This is a genomic window from Brevibacillus brevis, assembly GCF_031583145.1.
Classification (GTDB): domain Bacteria; phylum Bacillota; class Bacilli; order Brevibacillales; family Brevibacillaceae; genus Brevibacillus; species Brevibacillus brevis_E.
Genome location: NZ_CP134050.1, coordinates 4,267,501 through 4,288,128, shown reverse-complemented (window position 1 = coordinate 4,288,128; position 20,628 = coordinate 4,267,501). Strand labels below are relative to the sequence as shown.

Sequence of the window (20,628 nt, the reverse complement as noted above, 5' to 3'; positions counted from 1 at the left end):
GCACTGGCCGATAATAGAGTACGAAAGACTGATCATGGGTGGATCATAGAGGAGGCACGACGAGATGGGAAACGAGTTTCAACTTGAACTGTGGAAACGTCTGACCGAAGCGCCCGGCGCACCGGGATTTGAAGGCCCGGTACGGGATATCATGCGGGAATACATAAGCCAGTATACAAACGAAGTGGTTTACGACAATCTGGGAAGCATTTTCGGCGTGATGCGAGGGGACGAGCGCGGTCCCAAAATCATGGTGGCTGGCCATATGGACGAAGTGGGCTTCATGGTCACGCGCATCTCGGACAAAGGGTTTATTTCCTTCCAGACGCTCGGAGGATGGTGGGGGCAAGTGCTCCTGGCCCAGCGTGTACAAATTGTGACGGATCAGGGTGTGATCGAAGGGGTCATCAGCTCCATTCCTCCGCACGTGCTCAGCGACGACCAGCGTAATCGCCCGATGGATATTCGCAACATGTATGTGGACATCGGCGTAGACACACGAGAAGATGCGGTGCGGCTGGGCGTCCGTCCGGGTCAACCGATTGTGCCGATCTGTCCGTTCCAGGTGATGGCCAACCCGCGGCGCATCATGGCAAAAGCCTGGGACAACCGCTACGGCTGCAGCTTGGCCGTCGAGTTGGCGAAGGAGCTGCACGAGCAGCCTGAGCATCCGAATGTAGTCTATGTGGGAGCGACCGTACAGGAAGAGCTGTCTGGGGGACGCGGAGCAAAAACGGCGGCAGAGCTGATCGATCCCGACCTGTTCCTGGCCCTTGATGCCAGCCCGGCCGGTGACATACCGGGTGTACGGGAAGAAGGCGGAAGGCTCGGCGGCGGTCTGCTGATGCGCATTTTCGACCCGATGCAAGTCATGCCGGTGGGATTGCGGGAGCTGTTGATCGCGACCTGCGAGGAAGAGAAGATCCCGTACCAAATTTACGTGGCGAAAGGCTATACGGATGCCGGAGTGGTTCAATACCACGGCAAAGGGGTTCCGTCGGCCGTGATCGGGATTCCGTCCCGTTACATTCACAGCCATGCGTCCATCATCGACACGGCTGATTACGAAGCGGCAAAACGTCTCTTGTTCTCCATCATCCGCAAGCTGGATCGGAAGACATGGGAGTCGATCCTGCCGCGCTAACCCGAAGGAGAGGCAGACTTATGAATGCGATCATCTTGTACACTCGTCGCCAAGGTGCAGCTACATCGTTTGAGTTCAATGTGTTCGACAACCAGTTTGCCACGGAAAATTTGGCGGTGCGCAAAGTGTTGATGGCGATGCTGGAGTCTGTCCGTGAACGTCTCAGTGATGTAGAGATTGAATACAACGACGGGATGCTCGCCGAGAAAATGGGGGCGGCGCGCGCGGGAGAGCTGCTGCGGTTTCTCGGGGCGACCAAGGAAAACACGAGGGAAAATCGCAGCCACGACGTGGTTGTCAGCCGTACCTTCAGGGCAGAGCTGACCCGGGAGCGCTACGATTACTTCTATCAACTCAAGGATATCGCCACACTTGCGCATTATCGGCTGAAAGAAGGGGATGAGGATCGGATCGTCTTTTATTTCACCCGTTATTTGCAGCTGATCGCGCCGGATGAACCGTCACGTGACAAGTTTTTGGCTGGACTCGAATCGTATTCGCTTCCGTATCGACTGGTGCCGATCTCCTGAGAATTGCAAAAAAGCCATGCTGCTCCTTGTTTCATGAGCACATGGCTTTTTTTGCTGCTTCCTGGCAGGCATCTGCGCTACCCGCTCAACGGACGGAAGAGCTGGGGTTTTGGCTCGGTTACAAGCGGCTCGAGCAGCTCGTTCGTCCGGGAAATTTGATGGGCGTGACGAAACGTCTCTTCGGTCACGCTTTGAAAGAAAGCTTCCACGACCTTCGGGCAGAACTGTGTCCCCGAGTTGCGCATGATTTCGTCGCACGCTTTGGAAAAAGACAAGCCCCTCCTGTAAGCCCGGGACGATGTCATGGCATCGAACGAATCCGCTACAGCCGTCACGCGAGCGATGATGGGGATTTCTTCCTGCCGCAGCTGATCGGGATAGCCCTTGCCGTCGAAGCGCTCGTGATGGTGCCGGGTGATGGCAAGGATCGACTGGATGCTCGCCGCATCCTTTTTGTCCACTTGCGCATACAGCTTTCGCAAAAGGGCTTCGCCGCGTACCGGATGGGACTTGATGCTGTGGAATTCGTCGTCCGTCAGCTTCCCCGGCTTGAGCAGAATGCTGTCTTCAATCCCGATTTTGCCGATGTCGTGCAGCAGACCGCCGGTGTACATCAGATCAAGTGTATGCTCATCCAGGCCCATCTGCTGCCCGATGACCCGCATGTAATAAGCCACGCGCTGGGAATGCAAAGAGGTATACGCGTCGCGTTCTTCCAGGGCGACGGCAAGTGATTTGAGTATGCTTTTGTTGACTTCTGCGAGCTGCTCTCCGCGCAGGGTAGAGGAGACCAGCGCTTTTTCCTTTCGGTAGGTCAAAATGAACAAGATAGCGGTGATGACGTAGCTTGCTACGACGAGAGCGATAAGAAATCCCTTCACTTTGCTGAATTGCTCGTAAAACTCGCTTTCCGGGGAGGATAGGCAAACGTACCAGTTCCCACTGGGGAAAATAGCGGACAACGGTGACTTTTTCCTCGGCTTTGCCAGTGGATGGGTCTGTCTTCTGGTACGTCACCACGTTTTTTCCCTCATTCAGAACTTGCCGGACGAAATAGCGGTCGGTAGGATTCTTCATGTTGTACAAATTTTGGCCTTCGTAAGACGGATGTACGATCAAGGTGCCCTGGGAATTGAAGGCGAACAGCTCGTCCCCTTCGGCGAGCGCCAGCCTGATTTGCGAACGGTCGCGTTCTTCCGGCATCGGACCGACCATCATGTCCCGGATCTGGTTTTCCGCTTCCGTGAAGGTGAGAATTTCGGACTTGACCTGCTTGTTAAACAGAGTGAGGATTTGCGTTACGGTGTTCAGCTGCCTGTCCATCGTCTGGACACCAGATTGAAAATAGAGGAGCTTCGCCTGAGAATATCCGATGACAACGACCACCGTAAAGATGATGGGTAGAAGCACGAGGAAATAAGGATAAAGATGAGATCTGGTCGTCGAATGGTGTGGCAAGGCTCTACGTCCTTTCCGGTTATTGGTATTCTGTCTTTTCATAATAGGATATCTAAACATCACGTTCAAGAAAATATCCGAATATTGTCGAAAATTAAGTGAAGAAAGCCAAACAAAAAGGAGCATCCGCACAAGGGAATGCTCCGACTTAACCATCTCAGGTGGAGGGACGATTTGGTCCTTCCAGTTTTTTATCGCCGAAGCCGGGCGCGTTGTTCTTGACGGAGTCCGGCTGTCGATTCCGTTCGTTGGCTTCGCTGGAGTGCGGGGATTGCGGCTTTTGCTTGGTCATTGTGATCTCCTTTCGGTATGGCAGGTTATAGGTCAGGCTCGTTTACAGCCAGGCTCGTTCACAGCCAAGGCTCGCCGCTTGACTTCCTGTGACCCTGGCGGTTTCTTGCAAGGGCGCTGTCCTCCAGATGGATCAACAGCGAAGACAGCGGCAGCCAGTTTCGGTTGCCCGTAGAACCCGGCTGTGCTGATGCGACGTTTCGCTTCATGTGGCCTCCTCCTTTCTCCTTGAGCCGGTCGGATGCTTCTTTGCTCCTTCCGGTTGCTTATGCCTGGCCATGGCATAGATGGCGAACAGGCCGAGGACAGCCGCGACAAACAAGGTAATCACTCCGTATGCGAGCCAAGGGTAGCGGCTGCCCACACCTCCCAGCCTCTCCACCATGACCCCGCCGAGACTCGTGCCGATCGCGGTGCCGATTCCGGAGACAAAGTTGGAAAAGCCGAAATACGCGCCCAGCCACTCTTCTTTGGCGAAGTGGGTAACGAGGCTGTCCTGGACCGGCATGAACAGCATTTCACCGAGAATGAACAGGATGGCGGCTCCGCTCAGCGTAGCGAACTGGCCCGCCCAGCCCATCAGCGTAAGTCCCGTTCCCAATAGTGTGGTCCCGAAGGCGAGGCACAGATACGGGTTGACTCTTTGGAGCACGAATCGGGAGACGATGCCTTGAAGCAGGACGACACTGGTGGAATTGATCGTCCAGATCAGCCCGATCAGCGTGGCGGAATGCAGGACATGCTCACCTCTCAGCGGCATGACCAGGGCGAACTGCGCGTAAAGCGCCCAAATCAAGAGGGTGATCAGAGAAAACAACAGAAAGCTCCGATGGGTCAGGATGTGCTTGTACTCCGAAAGCGGCGTTCGCTTGCACTGTGGGCCGATACATCGATCGTCGGGCAAGCTGAGCCGGGTCAGTGCCGCCAGAAGGCCAAAAACAAGCGCAGCAAGCAAAAAGGGCTGCCTGCCCAGTGAAGTCATCCACGCGATGACGACTCCCGCGACGATAATCCCGGAATGTGCAAGGATCCCGCGCCACGAAAAAGCGGAGGTGCGCATTTGTGCGGGCACTTCGTCTGCGATCATGGCTTTGATGGTGGGAGCGAGAAGACCGAGCCCCATTCCGTTGACCGCGGAAAACAGCAGAAACAGCCAAAACGAAAACATGTAGTGATACCCGAGCATAGCAGAGCCTTGAAGCAGGGCGCCGAGCATGATAAGGCCACGCCGTCCGAAGCGGTCGGACAGAGGGCCGCCGAGCAGACTGCCGACTTGGTACGTAATATTGCCCGCCCCCAAGACAAGTCCGACCTGCGCGAGGGAGAGGGAGCGGATTTTTTCGAGGTATACAGGAAAGACAGGGATGACCAAATAAGAGGCTGCGTGCATGAAAAAGACAATCAGCAAAAGCAACAAGTAAGGCTTGTTGCGCCACAGGGAATCGGTCACTGCTTCCATGATCGTCTCCTCTCGAGCTTTCTTTCCCATTAGTATGAGTGGAACAACAACGTCTCTATGCACGGCAATTGGGCGGGAGCGGAAAATGGGAGCGAGGCAGGCCATGGTCCAATCCGACGGCTTCCACACGACATATTCCTATCAGAGAAGGGATCCATGGGCGGCCTGGTTGCAAGGATCGCGACTGGTTAAAGGGGGGACAGACATGAAAGGTTTTTTTAACCAGGATGGCTTCGAAGTGGTGATCTGGATCGTGATCATCATCTTCCTCCTCTCGATATTCTTTGACGAAGGGATTGATTAATGTGAGCTCATATAGACCGATTCGACGGCTACACCAGCACTACAAGTCCAATGCCGGGTTCCGGTCCTGGATTGACGCCAATGAGCGTTGGTTCAAAGAGAATCCGGACGAATTCAAGCAGCTGCTGCGCAATCCCAATATGGTGAACTTGTTTATGGATCTCATGGTGATGAATTCGGCGCGAATCGAGAAAAGACTGCGCAGAGCAGGAAGAAGGAAGAGGTAGAGGGGCGGCATGCGATCAAAGCATGCCGTCGTTTTTTTGTCCCATGCTACCCTGGAGCATCCATCATAAAAAGGAGACGAGCCGCGTAGGGATAAACATAAGCTCTGGTGTCGGAAGGATGGATACGGCATGGCTCAAGTCATTTTGACGTTTTTCGTAGCCTACGGCATCGTCGTCGGAGGTGCGATCTCAGGCGGACTGGGTGCGTTTCTGACCGAAAAGCCGCCCCTTTTCTCCATGGCCCAGCTGGCGGATCAGCTGAAAATTTTTGGGATCGTCGGCGCTCTCGGAGGGACATTTGATTCGTTCCTGCAAATCGAGAAAATATTGATGGGCAATTTCTCCCCTGTCGTCAAGCAGCTTGTGATGATTGTCGTCGCCTTTTTGGGCGCACACATCGGAACGATTTGCATGCAGTGGCTTGTGCAGGTGAGGTCATGAGCCGAAAGCATTGGAAGCGCTACATCGCCATCTGGATGATCGGAATTTTGCTAGGGGGCGCCACGGTGCTTTTTTTGTACGGCAAGGAGATGGAAGAAATGATGCTCGTGAAGAAAAGCCTCGAGTTCCAAAACAAAAAGCTGTTTGAGGAAAATCAGGAGCTCAAAAACAAGCAAAAAGAATCGCGGAGAAAACAGGAGGTCGGGATTGATACGGTTCGCGTGACCGTTTTGGATTCCAATCTTCACCCGACGATCCAGGTGCAGGTGGTCGAGCTGGTGGAAGCGGATTTGGCTTCGTTGAAAGGGAAAAAGGTCGAGCAAGTAGCTGAGGTGCACCAGGTCTTGCACGAAATGCTGCGGCGCCGCGAATACGTCCTGCCTGACCGGACGATGGTGGAGGTCAGGGTCAAGACGGTCGTCATCAGCCGGACGCTGCATGTGTTTGTTACAGCCGAAGTCAAAAAGGATGACGTGCTCAAAAAGGTCGCCCGAAACTTTCTCTTCCTGAATCCGTATACTCCTACATAATCATCCGTGCTGCCCGGATGCAGGATCAGCAGGGGCACCAGTAAAAGGAGAGAACGTGAATGTCGATGTTTAAAAAACTGTTGGCCAGCGTAGGGATCGGTTCTGCGCAAGTGGACACCCGTCTGGAGCAAGAGTCCCTCGTCCCCGGAGAGATGCTGAGAGGCGAAGTCCACCTTACAGGGGGGGACGTGGCCCAGGAAATCGACGAGATTTATATGTATGTCATCACCCACTACGAGCGGGAAACGAATAACGGAAAAGCCAAGGAAGAGTGCACCCTGATCAAGCATCGTCTAACGGAACCGGTGGTGCTTTCGCCCAAGGAACACAAAGTGCTGCCGTTTTCCTTCCAGCTTCCGTACGATACGCCGCTGACGATGGGGCGCCAGCCTGTTTATTTGCGGACTGGACTCGACATTAAAAATGCCATGGACCCGGGGGATTCCGACTTCATCGAAGTACGTCCGCATCCGCTGATGGCAAAGGTGCTGGATGCTGTCCAACTGATCGGTTTTCAATTGTACAAGGTGGATTGTGAATACAACCGCCATCTGGGCAGGACGTATCCATTTGTGCAAGAATTCGAGTTTCGCCCGACAGGCGTGCTCCGCAGCCGTCTGGAAGAGCTGGAGGTAATCTTTTACCTGAGAGAGGATAGCGTGGAGGTGCTGCTGGAGCTGGACAAACGCGCACGGGGATTTTTAGGCGCCTTCGAGGAAGCGTTCAATCTGGACGAACGCTACGTCCGATTCCGCCTGCATGCTGCAGAGCTCCATCGCCCCACCGGCGACATCGCGACTGCAATCGAACAACTGATTCGCAAGCAGATCCGCGCCTGAATTTCGCAAAAGAGCTGCCCGAACATTTACGGGCAGCTCTTTTCCTCTCGCTGTCAATTTTCAAAGTCACCCACAATTGTCAGAAGAATAAACAAGACGAGGATCAATGCGATCCCGTTCCCCCCTTGAAAAAGACTCATCAACCAATCCCTCCCGCATCTTTGGCTTTGTGCATTCCATTCATGATACGAGTGGATAGACGTATGCGTGTCCGGGCTCACACCTATTTCCCCGCGGTTTCTACAGCAACAAGGGTGTCCATGAAGTGTCTTTCTAATTTTTTGATTTGCATGTATAGCCCTGGATTTTTCTGACAACACTGTGATCAAGAAGAATCCAAGGAGGAAATTATTGATGAATTTGCTGGAAAAAACGAGAAAGATCAATGTGATGCTGCAAAAGACCATGGGTGGAAGCGGAGTCGGCTATCAAGACCTTGCCCGACTCTTGTCGGAAGTAATTGCGGCGAATGTGTACATCATTACGGCTGACGGTTCCATCCTCGGAAGCGGACTGAACCAGGAAATTGCACTGAATGAAGAGGGAAGACCTTCGACCCACGTACAGGAAGGCATCCACCAAAAACTGCTGGAAGTCAATCAGACTCTCGCTAATGAGCCGATCAGCAGCCCGTACAGCATGGTTCCGGCAGAAATGCGCTCCCTGTTCCCGCAAATGATGACGACGATCGTGCCGATCAATGCGGGCGGAAGCCGTCTCGGGACGTTGGTTTTGCTGCGGGCGTACGGCCAGTTCGAGACGGAGGATTTGATTCTGGGTGAAATCGGGGCGACTGTCATCGGTATGAAAATCGTGCGTCAGCGGACAGAGCAGATCGAGAATGAAGTTCGTGACAAAACGTTTGCGAAAATCGCGCTTTCGTCTCTCTCGTACAGCGAGCAAATCGCGATCGAAAAGATCATGGAGCAGCTCGACGCCAAAGAAGGCTTGCTGGTAGCCAGCCAATTGGCCGATCAGGCCGGCCTCACGCGCTCCGTTATCGTCAACGCTCTGCGCAAGCTGGCGAGCGCCGGCGTACTGGAATCCCGTTCTCTGGGGATGAAAGGGACCTACATCAAGGTGTTGAACGACAAATTCCCGTCTGAACTGGCGAAATGGAAAACATCCTAATACTGCAGACGAACGGGCGGCGCCCCTTTTCCAATCGGAAGAGGGGCGCTTTTTTCAATGGGAATGAATGGATATCCGAACGGGCACCCCTTGCTTGCAAAATGCGGTAGACCAGGCGGATGGAGGAATGACGCTGCATTCGCCGTCCAGCCGTCGCTGTTCACCGGATCATGCCGTACATCTGCAAACCCTTTTGCGCCATTGTCGACGCCTTGTTAGGAACTGAGAGGATGCGATTGCTCGGAGTGGTTGGAGCGGCTCCAAGCCGGATGCCGCTCCATTTGGCGCACTTCGCGGAACATCAACAGGCCCATGGCGATCACAGCCAAGCCCAGGCCGCCCGCCAGCATGATGACGGCGGGAGTCGCCACCTTGTGTTCCAGAACGAAAGAGCAGATGGCGTAGCTCACCGGACCAAGTCCGATCGACATCAGGGAGAGCAGCGACATGACCCGCCCCAGTATGTGTGCGGGCACGATGCTTTGAATGTATGTGATGTAGGGGATGTTTGTCATGCTGAGCGCAAGTCCGATGATCAGCATCGCGGCATACCCCAGAGCGAGATGCTGCATGAAAAACAGGGAGCTGATGGAAAGGCCCATAACTGCGAGAATGAGCGGCAGCAGCATGAATTTCCCGCGAAAGCCGTTGCACAGGCCTGTCAGGATACCGCCCGCGATCATCCCGATTCCGAGAGTGATGGACAGCGAGCTGTAGGCGCTGCCGTTCCAGCCCAGGCTTTTCACGAGCAACGGAAGCCCCATGTTGATCGGGCCGGAAAACGTCATGTTCGTGAACAGCGAAGTGACGAAAATGATGCTCAGGATCGGTACGGAAAACGTATAGCGAATGCCGCTAAAGAGGTCTTTGAAGTAAGAGGAGGATTCGGTGGAAGCCGGTCCAGGCGCTCCCTCAGCCGCGGCAGGCGGCAAGCGAAGAGCGAAGATAAAGCACGTCCCTGCGAGAAAGCACACTCCCAGGATGAGAAACATGAGTGGATAGTGGGCGCTGCGGATTAGCAAGGCGGAGACGAGGGGCCCTCCCACTGTGCTGATTTGCTGCGAAATTTCCATCATGCTGTTGGCTTTCGCGAGCTGCTCGCGCGGTACGAGAAAAGGCAGGATGGAGCTGCGAGCCGGCCAGAAGAACGCATCGACCATGCCGAAAAGAACAGCGACGGCATAAGCGGAGTAGGGAAGCCAGCCCCCGCCATCGATTGCCAGAAGCAGACTGAACAAGAGCAAGATCAGTCCGCGGGCAAAAATGGAGCCAAACATGATCCATTTGCGGCTCCACCTGTCTGCAGCCACTCCACCTAAAAGCATGAACAGCAGACGAGGAATGGACATGCAGATCAGCGTCGTCCCGAGAACTGCCTCGGAACCGGTCACATCCACGATAAACCACGAAAGCAGAAGGAAAAAGGCGCTGTCGGCCAAAGCGGACAGGATCGTCCCGCACCACAGGCGAACAAAAGCCGAATGGCGCCAGAGGCTGCTATCCCCGGTTTTTACCGGCATCCGTTTCACCCTCCTTTCTTTTTTTCACAACCATCTTGCCGGTGATGTGCTTGTATTCAGACGGGAGGTGCTCGTAGTCCTCCGGCAAAGACTCGTCATCTGCCATGTAGTAACGCTCATGGGTCATGAAGCCGACCGTCACCAAGTAAAAATACTCCTCCGTATCTTCGGCTTCTCCGGCTGCGACTCGCTCCTGATACCGCTCTCCGATTTGGGCTAGTTCGTTCAAGAGCGCGTGGTACTTCCCGATCCATTCCCGAATTTCGTGGCGGGGAGCCTTGACTTCCGAGTTGAGAGCGACTGCCGGAGGGCGTTTGTCCTCATCGGCAAAATACAGGAACGACTCATCAGGAGCGTTGTACAAACGCGTGATGCTGGAACGCAGATGGTTGAGCATGGTTTCCTGCAGGAGGATGGTGTCTTCGCGCAAAGAGGGGAGCAGCGCATCGCTGACTTTGAAGTCGAAGGCAACCGCCCGGTAAAATTTTTGTACGATCCCGTTCTTTTCTTCCGTGCGAACGACCTCGACAAAGTGGTGGTTTTCCAGCTCCTTGAGGTGATAGTGGACTTTGGAGGCGGAGAGACCTAGCATGGTGGCCAGTTGCTTTCCCGTATACTCGTCCCTGGTGAGCAGGGTGATGATTTCCATGCGCAGGGCGTCGCTGACGGCCTTTAACTGCTCGATGGTTTCGATGACCAGATAACGTTTCAATAGTACAAACCTCTTTTCGATGAAAGTGAACGTGCTCTATTTTTTAAACGTTCAGTTTTATTTGAACGTATTGTATCAATAAAACGAGTTGAATTTCAAGATCATTCTGCCATTCTTTTCAAGCAAGTGTTACAATACGGAAAAACGGTGAGAGGATGCTAGGCTATGGGGCTGCTGAAACACCCGGTATTTCGCCGTTTATATGCGGCTCACATCATTCACATTATCGGAAACGAATTCACCTTTATCGCGGTTGTCGGGCTTTTGCACGATCTGAGCGGTTCCGGTCTATCCTTCGCGGGCGGAACGGTTTTTCGCATGGTTCCTTACGTCCTGACCAGCTTCTTCTCCGGTGCGCTCGTGGAAAACTGGGACAAACAGCGGGTCATGGTCACGGTCAATCTGCTGCGAGCTGTGCTCGTCAGCCTGTTTTTCTTCATTACCTCTCCCGCATATCTGTGGGTCGCCTTTTTGCTTTTGATCCTGGTGAATATTTGCAGCGCCTTTTTCCAGCCGGCGATGCAAGTGACGATCGTCAGCGCTGTCGAGGAAAAGGACCGGCTTGCAGCCAATTCCTTGCTCCAGGGAACGACTTCCTTTTTGATCATCGTCTGTCAGGGGGCGGCTGCGGTCCTCGTCTATTGGTTCTCGTACCGTTACAATTTTTTGCTGGATTCGGCATGCTATCTGGTCTCGCTTGCCTTTTTGCTGAAGCTGCCCAAGATCGCGATTGTCGGGGATTCGAAAGCGGCTGCAAGCTTTGCGGCTCGCTTGCAGGAGGGCTTTCGCTACATCGCAACCAAAAAAGGCATTGGTCAAATTCTGTTGTACCAAATGGCAGAGCGTGTTCTCGGCGCTTTCTACATCATGCTCATGTTTTACATTTTGCAGGAGCGCGGGGAAGGTCTGTACGTATTTGGTCTGCTGGACATTCCACTCGGATTGGGCGGCGTCTTCGCGGGAATCGCGGTGAGCAAGCTGGCCGACCGGTTGGGGGATCGAGGGGTTTCGACCGTGCAAGGATGGGGGCTCGTTGCTATGGGCCTCTCCATTTACGCTGTCTTTCACATCGAGCCGCTCCTCGGTCTGGCAGCGGCGATCCTGTGCTGTTCGTTCGCTTCGTACAGCTCGTCCATTCTGTCCGTCACCAAACTCCAGCGACTCGCGGATCCCGATTACCTGGCACGGGTTTTTTCCATTCGGGAGATGGCGACGATGGGCAGTTTTTCGGTGAGCTGTATCGTCCTTGGGTACGGGGCAGAGCAGGTCGGCAGTGCGGCTGTCTCCACTTGGCTGGCCGTCTTTGGCGTATTGGCCGGCCTGATTTGGCTGTGGAGCTGGCGGGCACGGGAGAAGGTGGAAGCAACCAGCGAATAACGAATTGTCTCAAAGGAAACCCTTTGCCACTGATCGTTGGCAGAGGGTTCTTTGTATATGAAAAAGAAACTTCTTTTATTAATAAATATAATTGTTGAAAAAGTATGCAATAATCCGTACAATGGAGGAAACATCCGGTAAGAAAAGGAAGATGAACATGAAAGAATTGTGGCGACAGCCTTCTTTTCGCTGGTACTGGCTGGGAATGCTTCTGTCTGCACTGGGAGATCAGTTTGGCTGGATGGGTCTGACGTGGTTCGTCATGAAGAAGACAGGATCATCTGCAGCGATGGGCGGAGTCATTCTGGCGTACATGCTCCCGGCTGTTTTTTCCGGTCTGGTGGCGGGGGTGCTGCTGGATCGCTATGAACGGAGAAAGCTGATCATGGTCGACAATGTTGTGCGGGGGCTGATTTTTATCCTGCTCGTCGCCTTGCTGCTGGCCGAGCAGGTACCTCTTGCTGTCATTTACGTGCTCATTGTGATCGCAGGAATTTTATCTCCGCTCAGCACTGCGGGGGCACAGACCATGCTTCCGAGCCTCGTGACTGATCCGAAGCATCTGGTCAGAGCCAACGGGGTCATGGAAAGCCAATGGCAGATCGTCTACATGTTCGGTCCGGCATTGGCAGGGGTGTTGATCGGACTGATCGGCGAAGCCTACGTGCTTCTGATCGACGCCGCCAGCTTCTTCATCTGTGCGTTTTGCTTTTCGCGATTGCCAAGGCAGGCAAAAAGCTCCCAAGTTCCAGCTGCAGCTTCGGCTGTGAAGGAGAATGCGGGAGGGTATGTGCGCTCGCTGCTTCGCGACATGCGGACGGGCTACCGCTATTTGTTTACCAAAAGACAGATGCTCGCTCTCGTCTTTTTTACCTTTTTGTTCAATATGGCGTACGGGCCGATCGAGGTGGCGCTTCCGCTCTATGCCAATCAAGATTTGGGCGGGGGATCGGTCGCCTTGGGGATGCTCTGGTCTTCGCTGGCGATCGGGGCTTTGCTGGGCTCGTTGTTCTTCTCTACGGTGACGTGGAAAGTGCCGCTGGGGGCGACGTTGGCGGGAATTATTGCGGCATGGGGGATTACGACGCTGCCGCTTGCCCTGTTCTCCCGTCTGGAGGTCGCGATGGTGGCGATGGCGCTTGCCGGGTTCAGTTATTCGCCTTACAACATTTTGTACCGGAGCTATCTGCAAAAGCAGGTGCCGAACGATCTGCTCGGGAGGGTCATGACCAGCATTCGCACGATCACGGGGACGGGAATGCCGGCAGGAGCCGCTGTCTCGGGTCTTTTGATTCCCTTCCTGGGAGTACAGGGACTGTTTGGAGCAGGAGCTCTCGTGTGCCTGCTCGCAGCGGGAGCCGCGTTTGTGGCGCTGCGGCAGCTGGACAAACCGTCACTTGCGGTTGAGCAGCGGGGCGACGAGCCGCTTCACGCTATGGGGAAAGAGGGCGTAGAGTAGGGACAGATAGTGAAGGCGCAAAGGCATGGCCACTTCCGCCTTGCCTTTTTCTACCGCGTTGAGAATCCGCCCAGCCGTCTGCTCCGGCGTCAGCAGATAGCGGCTGACCTTTGTACGGTATGAGCCTGTCCGATCTGCGCGGTCGAGAAACGGGGTGTCGATCGGTCCCGGCATCGCGCAGGTGACCCGGATGCCATAGGGCTCCAGCTCATGGCGGAGCCCTTCGCTAAAACGGATGACCGCCGCTTTGCTCGCAGCATACACAGCTGCTTTGGCTGTGGCCACCTGGCCCGCAAGCGAGGCGATGTTGACGATATGTCCGGAGCACGCCTGTTGCATCATCGGCAAAAAGGCGCGGGTGGTGTACATGACGCCGACAATGTTCGTCTGCACCATTTCTTCGACCTCGCTGCCGCTCATCTGTGCGAAGGGAGCGAACACGGCCGTTCCCGCATTGTTGTACAAAAGGTCGCAGCGCCCAAAGCGCGCAAAGACCCAATCGGCCAACTGCGTCGCCGCCTGCTTGTCCGATACGTCAAACAAATGCGTGTGGAGTCGCTCGCTAGACGAATGCTCCTTGGCCAATGCTTGCAGTCCCGGCATTTTTCTGCCGGTAGCGACGACGACGTCTCCTTTTTCCAGATGCAGGCGCACGAGTGCGTGGCCGAGTCCGCTTGTCGCTCCTGTGATAACTACGATTCGAATGCTTGTCATGTGCGATTCCCCTTCTGGCAGAAGAACAGGCGCCGTAAGTTTTTTCCCGCGTCTGAAAAGTATAACCTGCTGCGGTGATGTGAAGGATAGCCCCTAGGGGGTGATAAGGGATGCCACAAGTAAAATGCAGCGTAGCCAATTGCGTATACTGGGCACAAGGAAACTTGTGCAGCGCTGACGAAATCATGGTGGAAATCGACGCCCATGCGAACGCAAACTACAATGAAGAGTTTGCTGATGAGCACGGCCATGATACGGAACATCAAGACAAAGCGAGCACATCGTCCGAAACCTGTTGTCTGACGTTCAAGCCGAAATCGAAATCCGGCAAGTAACTGCTTTTGGCGAAAAAGACGTATCCCTCACGGCGATACGTCTTTTTGCTTCTTACACGCTGCTTTTGCGAAGGGACAGCCTCTCAACATAGTCATGTACTTCCTCCCACGTCGAGACGCGGTGAATCAGCGAAGGCAATTCGCCCTGGTTGTAAGGGGTGTCGAACAGAAAGACAGGGATTTGCAGGGCTTGTGACAGCTGCAAGGCGTTTTCCAGCCGGTCTTCCAGGAACAGATCGACGCCCCATCTTTTTGCAGCTGCCAACTTGTCGTGCGAGCCGATCAAGTCGACCTCGTGATACGGAATGCTGTACCTTGAAAACCAGTTTATCGTGACATCGCGGTGACGCGCTTCGCGTGCGCTGATATAAACCAGCTTGTAGTGAGGGTGCCACGACTGCAGGATGCGATCAGCACTGCCGTGTACGGGGGCCTCGTCGTACAGGCGCTCCCCATTATCCTCCAGCCACTGGTCAAATTCCTCGTCCGTGATGTTGTACACGTTCGCCAGGTTGTATTCGTAGCAGTCTTCATATCGCAAATCTTTTCCAAAGCTTTCGTTCATCATAGGGACAATACTGCTGGGTGACGTTACAGTTCCGTCGATGTCAATGCCAATGGTTAGGACTTTGTCAGGTCTCATCCTCTCGCCTCCAGTTTAAATTGTACACCCAAGGCAGAGAATAAGGCTACTTCCTTCACCAACAAATCCTTTGCCAAAAGGGGCTGAGCATGCTATGTCGGACCGAAACGAACGTATGAATGCGAAGCGGAAGGAAGATACCGGTTTTTCCGAGACAGTCGATCTGCACGATACGGAGTTTGCTGCTGATGCGTGGACCGAGGCTGCGTTTGACGAAGACGAGAAACAGGCCCGAATGCGCAGAATTCAGTACGACCCGTATACGCACACGGAGCGTTACACAGGGGAGTCGGCTCGGGTAGAAAACGATTTTTCGGACCGTCTGGACGGCGTAGACCGCACACGCGAAGAGCATTACAGAGTCGCGGGTGTACGGGATAACGACGCGGAGACTGCTGCCGAGATCGCGGAACCCGTTCGGGCACACCGCACGGTTCGTGAAAATCGGGACGAGGATGGCCGGGAAAATGGGGCGAGCGGTATCGGCATGACGGGGCTGGGGCTTTCGATCCTGTCCCTGTTCTTGATGCCGTACTTGATCGCACCCATCGGGATGGTTCTTGGTTATCTGGCGTATCGACGCAATTCCCGTTCGCTGGGTGCCTGGGCGATGATTGTAGGGGCGATCGCCATTTTGGGTGCGCTTGTGATCTACCCCTTCTACACGGCCCGGTAAAAGTGCCATTCCAAAAACACCTCCCCAGAAATGTCTGGGGAGGTGTTTTGCATGGTCTGTTCACGAATAAAATCGCGAAAAATAGGGCGTGATCGCAGCGGTAACCGCATCGCGAAACACATCGGCTCTGTGAATCCGCCCTTCCGTCAATAGGCCGTAAGCGCCGCCGCCGTGGTTGGTTCCGGTCGCGCCGCTCCATTCGTCGATGACTGCACTCAGTTCAATGCCTTCCTTTCGGATTCGCTCCACTGCCTGATTCGGGATGGGGAAGGCAACGCCTTTACCCACTGAAAGCTTGGAGCCGTTCCAGGCGGCGCATACCGAAATAAGGTACCATTGCTGCGTGACGCGTTCGTCGTACGTCAAGCCCCCCTCCAGACCCAGTCCGATCCGGGCGTCCGGCACCCCGGAATATGCAGCTTTCGCCCGGTTGATCGCGCCCTCGATCGTCTCCACTTCCGACATGGGCTGGGCAGATACGCCGGAAGGCACCTTTATGCAGACGGGCTCCACCCCGGTCGCCATGCGGACAGCAGATTTTTTCGCTTCATTGGTTGTGCCCAGTGCATAGCGGCAAACAGAAAAATCCATGGGACATTCCTCCTGCTCTCGCGATAAACTAGTGGTAGTATACCACTTCCCTACGGACGGGTGTGTTGTGTTAAGATAGGGCTAATACTAGAGACAGAAATTTTCGAGAAAAAGAGGAGAGAACCATGAAATTTACCAAATTGCATGGACTGGGAAACGATTACGTGTATGTCAACTGCTTCGCGGAAGATCTGTCAGGGGTAGATCTCCCCGAGCTGGCGCGGCGGGTAAGCGACCGCCATTTCGGCATCGGCGGAGACGGGTTGATCTTGATTTTGCCATCGGAACGCGCGGATTTTCGCATGCGCGTATTCAACAACGACGGCAGTGAAGCGAAGAATTGCGGGAACGGGCTGCGCTGTGTCAGCAAGTACGTGTATGACCACGGTTTGACGAAGGAACGGACGTTTACGGTAGAAACGCTGGGGGGAATTGTCACTCCGATCGTCTCTCTTGGCGAGGATGAAAAGGTGGAGCAGGTCACGATCGACATGGGAGAACCTCGATTTGAGCGGGCAGCCATCCCCATGACCGGCATTCCCGAAGAGAAAGCGTTGGAAGAGACGATCGAGGTCGACGGTGAAGCGTTTACCATGACGGCGGTGTCGATGGGCAATCCGCACGCCATCCTGTTTATGGACGAAGTCCGCGACGAAGACGTGCTCAAGTACGGTCCGAAAATCGAGTTTCACGAGTGGTTCCCTGAGCGGACGAACGTCGAGTTCATTCAAATCATCGACCGGCAGGAGATTCTTTTCCGCGTGTGGGAAAGGGGCTCCGGGGTCACGCTGGCCTGTGGCACGGGAGCTTGTGCGGCTGCTGTCGCCGCCATTTTGAGCGGCAAGACGGATCGAACGGTGACCGTTCACTTGGCGGGAGGCGACCTGTTCATTGAGTGGCGGGAAGAGGATAACCGGGTGTTCATGACTGGACCTGCGCAAGAAGTGTTCACGGGCGTTTATCACGGCCCGATCCCCTATAAATAGAAGGCAAACAAAAACCGCTTCCGTCACCTTGACCGAAGCGGTTTTTATTGGATCGCAAACACAAAAGTAGCGTGGTTTCGGGCAATACGTTTCATGCCGTCACCACGCTGTTGATCACAAAGGAAGGGAATGGTCACCCGTTGTACACCTCATTTAGGTATGCGACATCAGACCGGTTGATCGGAGGGGTGCTCTTGCTCATTTTTGCGAGCTCGGCTTGGAGGCGCTTCAGTTCTGCCTCCATCTTGGTGATTTTTTCTTGCATGGCTTGTGTCGTCATGGTTGCTCTCTCCTCGTTGATTTTTCTTTTTGTAAAAAGGTTTTCTTAATTTACTGACAATTCTAACGAAAAGGGTTCGCGGTGTAAAGAGCCTATTCCTGGATGTAAGCGCTTCATCTGTGAATAGTGTGTGAACGATCGCTCGGAATTGGCGAGAATTGGCTGTCCATCCCCCAAATCTGGGGGAAAATAAGCGGGAAACATGCTTTACGCTGTATGTTCGGGGAACAGTCGTGTTATGATGAAGCGTAGATATCGGGCACCTCGCCCCCAAGGATGGTGTGTACTGGTGATTTACTTGGACAATAGTGCTACGACACGCCCTCATCCCCAAGTGGTGGAGACGATGAAACGGGCCATGGAAAGCTATTACGGAAACCCCTCCTCCCTGCATCAGATGGGAGTAGAGGCAGAGACGGTGCTCAAGCAGGCGCGTGAGGTGGCTGCATCGTATCTCGGCTGCAAACCGGGAGAAGTCATTTTCACTTCCGGCGGAACCGAGAGCAACAATACGGCGATCAAAGGCGTTGCCTTTCAATATCAAAACCGAGGGAAGCACATCATCACGACACAGGTCGAGCATCCGGCTGTTTACGATGTCTGCAAGCAGCTGGAAGGCCTGGGCTTTACGACGACGTATTTGCCGGTGGACCGGGATGGCCGGGTATCGCTGGAAGATGTCAAAAAGGCGATGCGTCCGGATACGATTCTCGTTTCGGTTATGTATGTGAACAACGAATTGGGTACCATCCAGCCCGTTGCGGAGATCGGTCAATGGCTCAAGCAATTTCCGAAAGTGCTGTTTCACGTGGACGCGGTGCAAGCTGTTGGCAAGATCCCTTTGCGTCTCAAGGATTCCGGGATTGACCTTCTGAGCGTGTCGGCTCACAAATTTTACGGCCCTCGCGGTGTAGGGATTCTTTACAAGCGGGAAGGCCTGATCATTCACCCGCTCCTGATGGGCGGAGGGCAAGAAGGCGGCGTCCGGTCGGGGACCGAAAACCTGCCTGCAATCGCCGGCATGGCAAAGGCGATCCGAATCCTGAGCGAACTGGGAACAGGCGAAACCGCTCGTTTGGAGAAGCTGTTGCAGCAATTGCGCCAAGGCATTTCCGCGATCGAAGGCTGCCGGATCAACACCCCGGCGAGCGGCACGGCGCCGCATATCATGAATATTTCCGTGCCCGGCGTAAAAGCGGAGGTACTGCTGCACGCCTTGGAAGAGCGCGGTTTTCTGGTTTCCACCAAGTCGGCTTGCTCGTCCAAAGCGAATGAACCGAGCCGCGTTCTCGTTTCTGCAGGCATCGACCGCGACTGTGCGCTGTCGTCGCTGCGCATCAGTTTGGGCCGGGAAAATACGGAGGAAGACATCAAGAGCTTTTTGAGCGCGTTAGGAGAGTGCGTCAGCAGCCTGCGTACACAGATGAAAGTCAAAGCGTAACCCATATAAAGGAGACAGACATGAACTACGATGTTATTTTGATCCGTTACGGAGAATTGGCCCTCAAGGGCAAGAATCGCGATACGTTCGAAGAAACGCTGGTGCGCAGCGTCAAAAGCGTTCTTCGTTCCTTTTACAAGGTGAAGGTCCGCCGCAACTACGGCCGGATGTATGTGGAGCTGCACGGCGAAGATGCGCATGAGGTCATGGAGCGACTGAAGCGCGTCTTCGGGATTTCTTCCTTCAGCCCGACGATCCAGGTGGATCCGGATATTGAGACGATCAAGCAGCGGTCTTTGGAGCTGATCCGGCAAATGAATCCGCAGCCACGCACGTTCCGCGTCGTGACGCGTCGGGCAGACAAGCGCTACCCGATTCCTTCCATGGAAGTCAATCGCATGGTCGGTACCCATATTTTGCGCGCGCTTCCTCAAATCAAAGTAGACGTGCATGAACCGGAAGCCATTGTGAATATCGAAATCCGCACGGAAGGCACGTATATCAGCTGCGAAACCGTTCCGGGCCCGGGTGGTTTGCCGGTAGGTGTCAGCGGGAAGGTTCTGCTGCTGCTTTCCGGCGGAATCGACAGTCCTGTCGCCGGTTGGATGATGCTGAAGCGGGGAGTGACGCTCGAAGCGATCCACTTCCACAGCTATCCGTACACGAGCGAGCGCTCCTTGGAGAAAGTGCGCGACCTGGCGCAAAAGCTCGCAAGATGGGGAGGAACGGTCCGCCTGCACGTGGTGCCGTTTACCGAGATCCAGACGGCGATCCGCGAGAAATGCCCGGAGGATTACTTGATCACCATCATGCGCCGCTTCATGATGCGTATCTCGGAGCGGGTCGCAGCCAATACCAAGGCATTGGCGTTGGCTACTGGGGAGAGCCTGGGGCAGGTTGCCTCGCAAACGCTGGAAAGCATGGATACCATCAATAAGGTGATCTCGATTCCGATGCTGCGTCCCCTGATCGGGATGGACAAGACGGAGATTACGGAGATTTCCCGCAGGATCGATACGTACGAGCTCTCTATCCTGCCTTATGAAGACTGCTGCACGGTCTTCACGCCGAAAAATCCGGTGACGCGTCCCAAGCCATATCTGGCGGAGAAATTCGAGGGAGCATTGGATGTCGAGGCTTTGGTGGACGATGCCGTCAACCGTACCGTGGTTGAAGAAATTACGACGAAGCCGCGAGAGGTTGCCTCGGATTTGTTCTGACAGGAGAAATAGTGGTGACGGGGGAGGAGTACCATGATTATTCGTTATGAACGCAACGGCAAGATCAAGCACGGCTGGATGGTGGAAGAGGATCACAAAGTACGCGTGATCGAAGGAGATATCTACAAGATCCAAACAGCGAAGCCCATCATGACGGGTTTGGAGCTGTCGATGGACGAAGTCACATTGGTCGCCCCGGCTGCGCCCAGCAAAATCGTCTGCATCGGTGCGAATTACCGGGACCATGTTTCGGAAATGGCGATGGATCTGCCCAAGGAGCCGTTGATGTTTCTCAAGCCCTCCACAGCCGTAGTCGGACCC

26 protein-coding genes and 1 pseudogene (1 of these 27 only partly in view) are annotated in these 20,628 nt (G+C 54.6%); 15 read left to right on the top strand and 12 right to left on the bottom strand.

Features of this window, described 5'->3' with window-relative positions; genetic code table 11:
* Positions 1–64 precede the first annotated feature (64 nt).
* Both RGB73_RS21450 and RGB73_RS21445 read left to right on the top strand, forming a co-directional pair.
* Positions 65–1,144 carry a M42 family metallopeptidase gene (locus tag RGB73_RS21450; RefSeq protein WP_310764738.1) on the top strand — a complete coding sequence of 360 codons (1,080 nt, stop codon included), beginning with the start codon at positions 65–67 and terminating at the stop codon, positions 1,142–1,144.
* 20 nt (positions 1,145–1,164) lie between these two features.
* On the top strand, positions 1,165–1,674 hold the full coding sequence (locus RGB73_RS21445; RefSeq protein ID WP_310764737.1) for a hypothetical protein: 510 nt from the start codon (positions 1,165–1,167) through the stop codon (positions 1,672–1,674).
* A 77-nt stretch (positions 1,675–1,751) separates the two neighbouring features.
* Here RGB73_RS21445 and RGB73_RS21440 read toward each other — a convergent pair whose 3' ends face one another.
* The 5 genes and pseudogenes from RGB73_RS21440 to RGB73_RS21420 form a co-directional block, all read right to left on the bottom strand.
* The gene (locus RGB73_RS21440) at positions 1,752–2,636 is read right to left on the bottom strand and encodes an HD-GYP domain-containing protein (protein ID WP_310764736.1); all 885 of its coding nucleotides are present in this window, start codon (positions 2,634–2,636) and stop codon (positions 1,752–1,754) included.
* Positions 2,637–2,664: 28 nt separating this feature from the next.
* Positions 2,665–2,997: pseudogene (locus RGB73_RS30650) on the bottom strand (cache domain-containing protein); the annotation flags it as partial.
* A gap of 292 nt (positions 2,998–3,289) precedes the next feature.
* Positions 3,290–3,424 (bottom strand): hypothetical protein, encoded by a 135-nt coding sequence (locus RGB73_RS21430; protein WP_310764734.1) that lies wholly within the window; start codon positions 3,422–3,424, stop codon positions 3,290–3,292.
* Positions 3,425–3,482: 58 nt separating this feature from the next.
* Positions 3,483–3,632: a hypothetical protein gene (locus RGB73_RS21425; RefSeq protein ID WP_310764732.1), complete on the bottom strand. Its 150-nt coding sequence runs from the start codon at positions 3,630–3,632 to the stop codon at positions 3,483–3,485.
* Positions 3,629–4,882, bottom strand: a complete 1,254-nt coding sequence (locus RGB73_RS21420) for an MFS transporter (RefSeq protein ID WP_310764731.1) — start codon at positions 4,880–4,882, stop codon at positions 3,629–3,631. Before RGB73_RS21420 ends, RGB73_RS21425 begins: the two co-directional genes overlap by 4 nt.
* Positions 4,883–5,187: 305 nt before the next feature.
* Here RGB73_RS21420 and RGB73_RS21415 point away from each other — a divergent pair, with 305 nt between their 5' ends.
* From RGB73_RS21415 to RGB73_RS21400, 4 genes are all read left to right on the top strand, one after another.
* Positions 5,188–5,412, top strand: coding sequence for a hypothetical protein (locus tag RGB73_RS21415; protein ID WP_310764730.1), 225 nt, complete (start codon positions 5,188–5,190; stop codon positions 5,410–5,412).
* A 129-nt stretch (positions 5,413–5,541) separates the two neighbouring features.
* Entirely contained in the window at positions 5,542–5,853 is a 312-nt protein-coding gene (locus RGB73_RS21410; RefSeq protein WP_310764729.1) for a YtrH family sporulation protein, read from the top strand.
* Positions 5,850–6,383: a sporulation membrane protein YtrI gene (locus RGB73_RS21405; RefSeq protein WP_310764728.1), complete on the top strand. Its 534-nt coding sequence runs from the start codon at positions 5,850–5,852 to the stop codon at positions 6,381–6,383. The genes RGB73_RS21410 and RGB73_RS21405 overlap by 4 nt, the downstream gene beginning before the upstream one ends.
* Positions 6,384–6,442: 59 nt before the next feature.
* Positions 6,443–7,222 carry a sporulation protein gene (locus RGB73_RS21400; protein WP_310764727.1) on the top strand — a complete coding sequence of 260 codons (780 nt, stop codon included), beginning with the start codon at positions 6,443–6,445 and terminating at the stop codon, positions 7,220–7,222.
* A 53-nt stretch (positions 7,223–7,275) separates the two neighbouring features.
* On the opposite strand, the gene RGB73_RS30645 is transcribed toward RGB73_RS21400, so the two are convergent.
* Complete coding sequence (locus tag RGB73_RS30645) at positions 7,276–7,362, bottom strand: YjcZ family sporulation protein (protein WP_396136226.1); 87 nt, start codon at positions 7,360–7,362, stop codon at positions 7,276–7,278.
* 214 nt (positions 7,363–7,576) lie between these two features.
* Here RGB73_RS30645 and codY point away from each other — a divergent pair, with 214 nt between their 5' ends.
* The gene (codY, locus tag RGB73_RS21395) at positions 7,577–8,353 is read left to right on the top strand and encodes a GTP-sensing pleiotropic transcriptional regulator CodY (protein WP_310764726.1); all 777 of its coding nucleotides are present in this window, start codon (positions 7,577–7,579) and stop codon (positions 8,351–8,353) included.
* Positions 8,354–8,568: 215 nt separating this feature from the next.
* On the opposite strand, the gene RGB73_RS21390 is transcribed toward codY, so the two are convergent.
* Positions 8,569–9,873: an MFS transporter gene (locus RGB73_RS21390; protein ID WP_310764725.1), complete on the bottom strand. Its 1,305-nt coding sequence runs from the start codon at positions 9,871–9,873 to the stop codon at positions 8,569–8,571.
* The gene (locus RGB73_RS21385; RefSeq protein WP_310764724.1) at positions 9,851–10,585 is read right to left on the bottom strand and encodes an ArsR/SmtB family transcription factor; all 735 of its coding nucleotides are present in this window, start codon (positions 10,583–10,585) and stop codon (positions 9,851–9,853) included. The genes RGB73_RS21390 and RGB73_RS21385 overlap by 23 nt, the downstream gene beginning before the upstream one ends.
* A 165-nt stretch (positions 10,586–10,750) precedes the next feature.
* Between RGB73_RS21385 and RGB73_RS21380 the strand changes: the two genes are divergently transcribed.
* The gene (locus tag RGB73_RS21380; protein WP_310764723.1) at positions 10,751–11,962 is read left to right on the top strand and encodes an MFS transporter; all 1,212 of its coding nucleotides are present in this window, start codon (positions 10,751–10,753) and stop codon (positions 11,960–11,962) included.
* Between the two features lie 157 nt (positions 11,963–12,119).
* On the top strand, positions 12,120–13,421 hold the full coding sequence (locus tag RGB73_RS21375) for an MFS transporter (RefSeq protein WP_310764722.1): 1,302 nt from the start codon (positions 12,120–12,122) through the stop codon (positions 13,419–13,421).
* Here the strand turns inward: RGB73_RS21375 and RGB73_RS21370 are convergent.
* Positions 13,356–14,135, bottom strand: a complete 780-nt coding sequence (locus RGB73_RS21370; protein WP_310764721.1) for an SDR family NAD(P)-dependent oxidoreductase — start codon at positions 14,133–14,135, stop codon at positions 13,356–13,358. The two genes, RGB73_RS21375 and RGB73_RS21370, sit on opposite strands and share 66 nt — an antisense overlap.
* A gap of 110 nt (positions 14,136–14,245) precedes the next feature.
* Between RGB73_RS21370 and RGB73_RS21365 the strand changes: the two genes are divergently transcribed.
* On the top strand, positions 14,246–14,470 hold the full coding sequence (locus tag RGB73_RS21365) for a DUF1540 domain-containing protein (RefSeq protein ID WP_310764720.1): 225 nt from the start codon (positions 14,246–14,248) through the stop codon (positions 14,468–14,470).
* Between the two features lie 52 nt (positions 14,471–14,522).
* On the opposite strand, the gene RGB73_RS21360 is transcribed toward RGB73_RS21365, so the two are convergent.
* Entirely contained in the window at positions 14,523–15,113 is a 591-nt protein-coding gene (locus RGB73_RS21360; protein WP_310764719.1) for a 5' nucleotidase, NT5C type, read from the bottom strand.
* 94 nt (positions 15,114–15,207) lie between these two features.
* Between RGB73_RS21360 and RGB73_RS21355 the strand changes: the two genes are divergently transcribed.
* Positions 15,208–15,789, top strand: coding sequence for a DUF456 domain-containing protein (locus RGB73_RS21355; protein ID WP_310764718.1), 582 nt, complete (start codon positions 15,208–15,210; stop codon positions 15,787–15,789).
* A 60-nt stretch (positions 15,790–15,849) separates the two neighbouring features.
* Here the strand turns inward: RGB73_RS21355 and RGB73_RS21350 are convergent, their stop codons facing one another.
* The gene (locus RGB73_RS21350; protein WP_310764717.1) at positions 15,850–16,380 is read right to left on the bottom strand and encodes an inosine/xanthosine triphosphatase; all 531 of its coding nucleotides are present in this window, start codon (positions 16,378–16,380) and stop codon (positions 15,850–15,852) included.
* Positions 16,381–16,505: 125 nt separating this feature from the next.
* Between RGB73_RS21350 and dapF the strand changes: the two genes are divergently transcribed.
* A complete protein-coding gene (dapF, locus tag RGB73_RS21345; RefSeq protein WP_310764716.1) occupies positions 16,506–17,366 on the top strand; it encodes a diaminopimelate epimerase in 861 nt (286 codons plus the stop codon).
* Between the two features lie 133 nt (positions 17,367–17,499).
* On the opposite strand, the gene RGB73_RS21340 is transcribed toward dapF, so the two are convergent.
* Positions 17,500–17,646, bottom strand: a complete 147-nt coding sequence (locus RGB73_RS21340; RefSeq protein WP_310764714.1) for a hypothetical protein — start codon at positions 17,644–17,646, stop codon at positions 17,500–17,502.
* Between the two features lie 289 nt (positions 17,647–17,935).
* Here RGB73_RS21340 and RGB73_RS21335 point away from each other — a divergent pair, with 289 nt between their 5' ends.
* The 3 genes in view from RGB73_RS21335 to RGB73_RS21325 are tightly spaced (at most 33 nt apart) and all read left to right on the top strand, a layout consistent with a single transcriptional unit that may run on beyond the window.
* Entirely contained in the window at positions 17,936–19,087 is a 1,152-nt protein-coding gene (locus RGB73_RS21335; RefSeq protein WP_310764713.1) for a cysteine desulfurase family protein, read from the top strand.
* 20 nt (positions 19,088–19,107) lie between these two features.
* Positions 19,108–20,307 carry a tRNA uracil 4-sulfurtransferase ThiI gene (gene thiI, locus RGB73_RS21330; RefSeq protein WP_310764712.1) on the top strand — a complete coding sequence of 400 codons (1,200 nt, stop codon included), beginning with the start codon at positions 19,108–19,110 and terminating at the stop codon, positions 20,305–20,307.
* A gap of 33 nt (positions 20,308–20,340) precedes the next feature.
* Positions 20,341–20,628, top strand: partial view of a fumarylacetoacetate hydrolase family protein gene (locus RGB73_RS21325; protein WP_310764711.1) — the beginning only. 489 nt of this gene lie beyond the right edge of the window; 288 of the gene's 777 nt are visible here — the first part of the coding sequence; it begins with the start codon at positions 20,341–20,343; its stop codon lies off the right edge, out of view.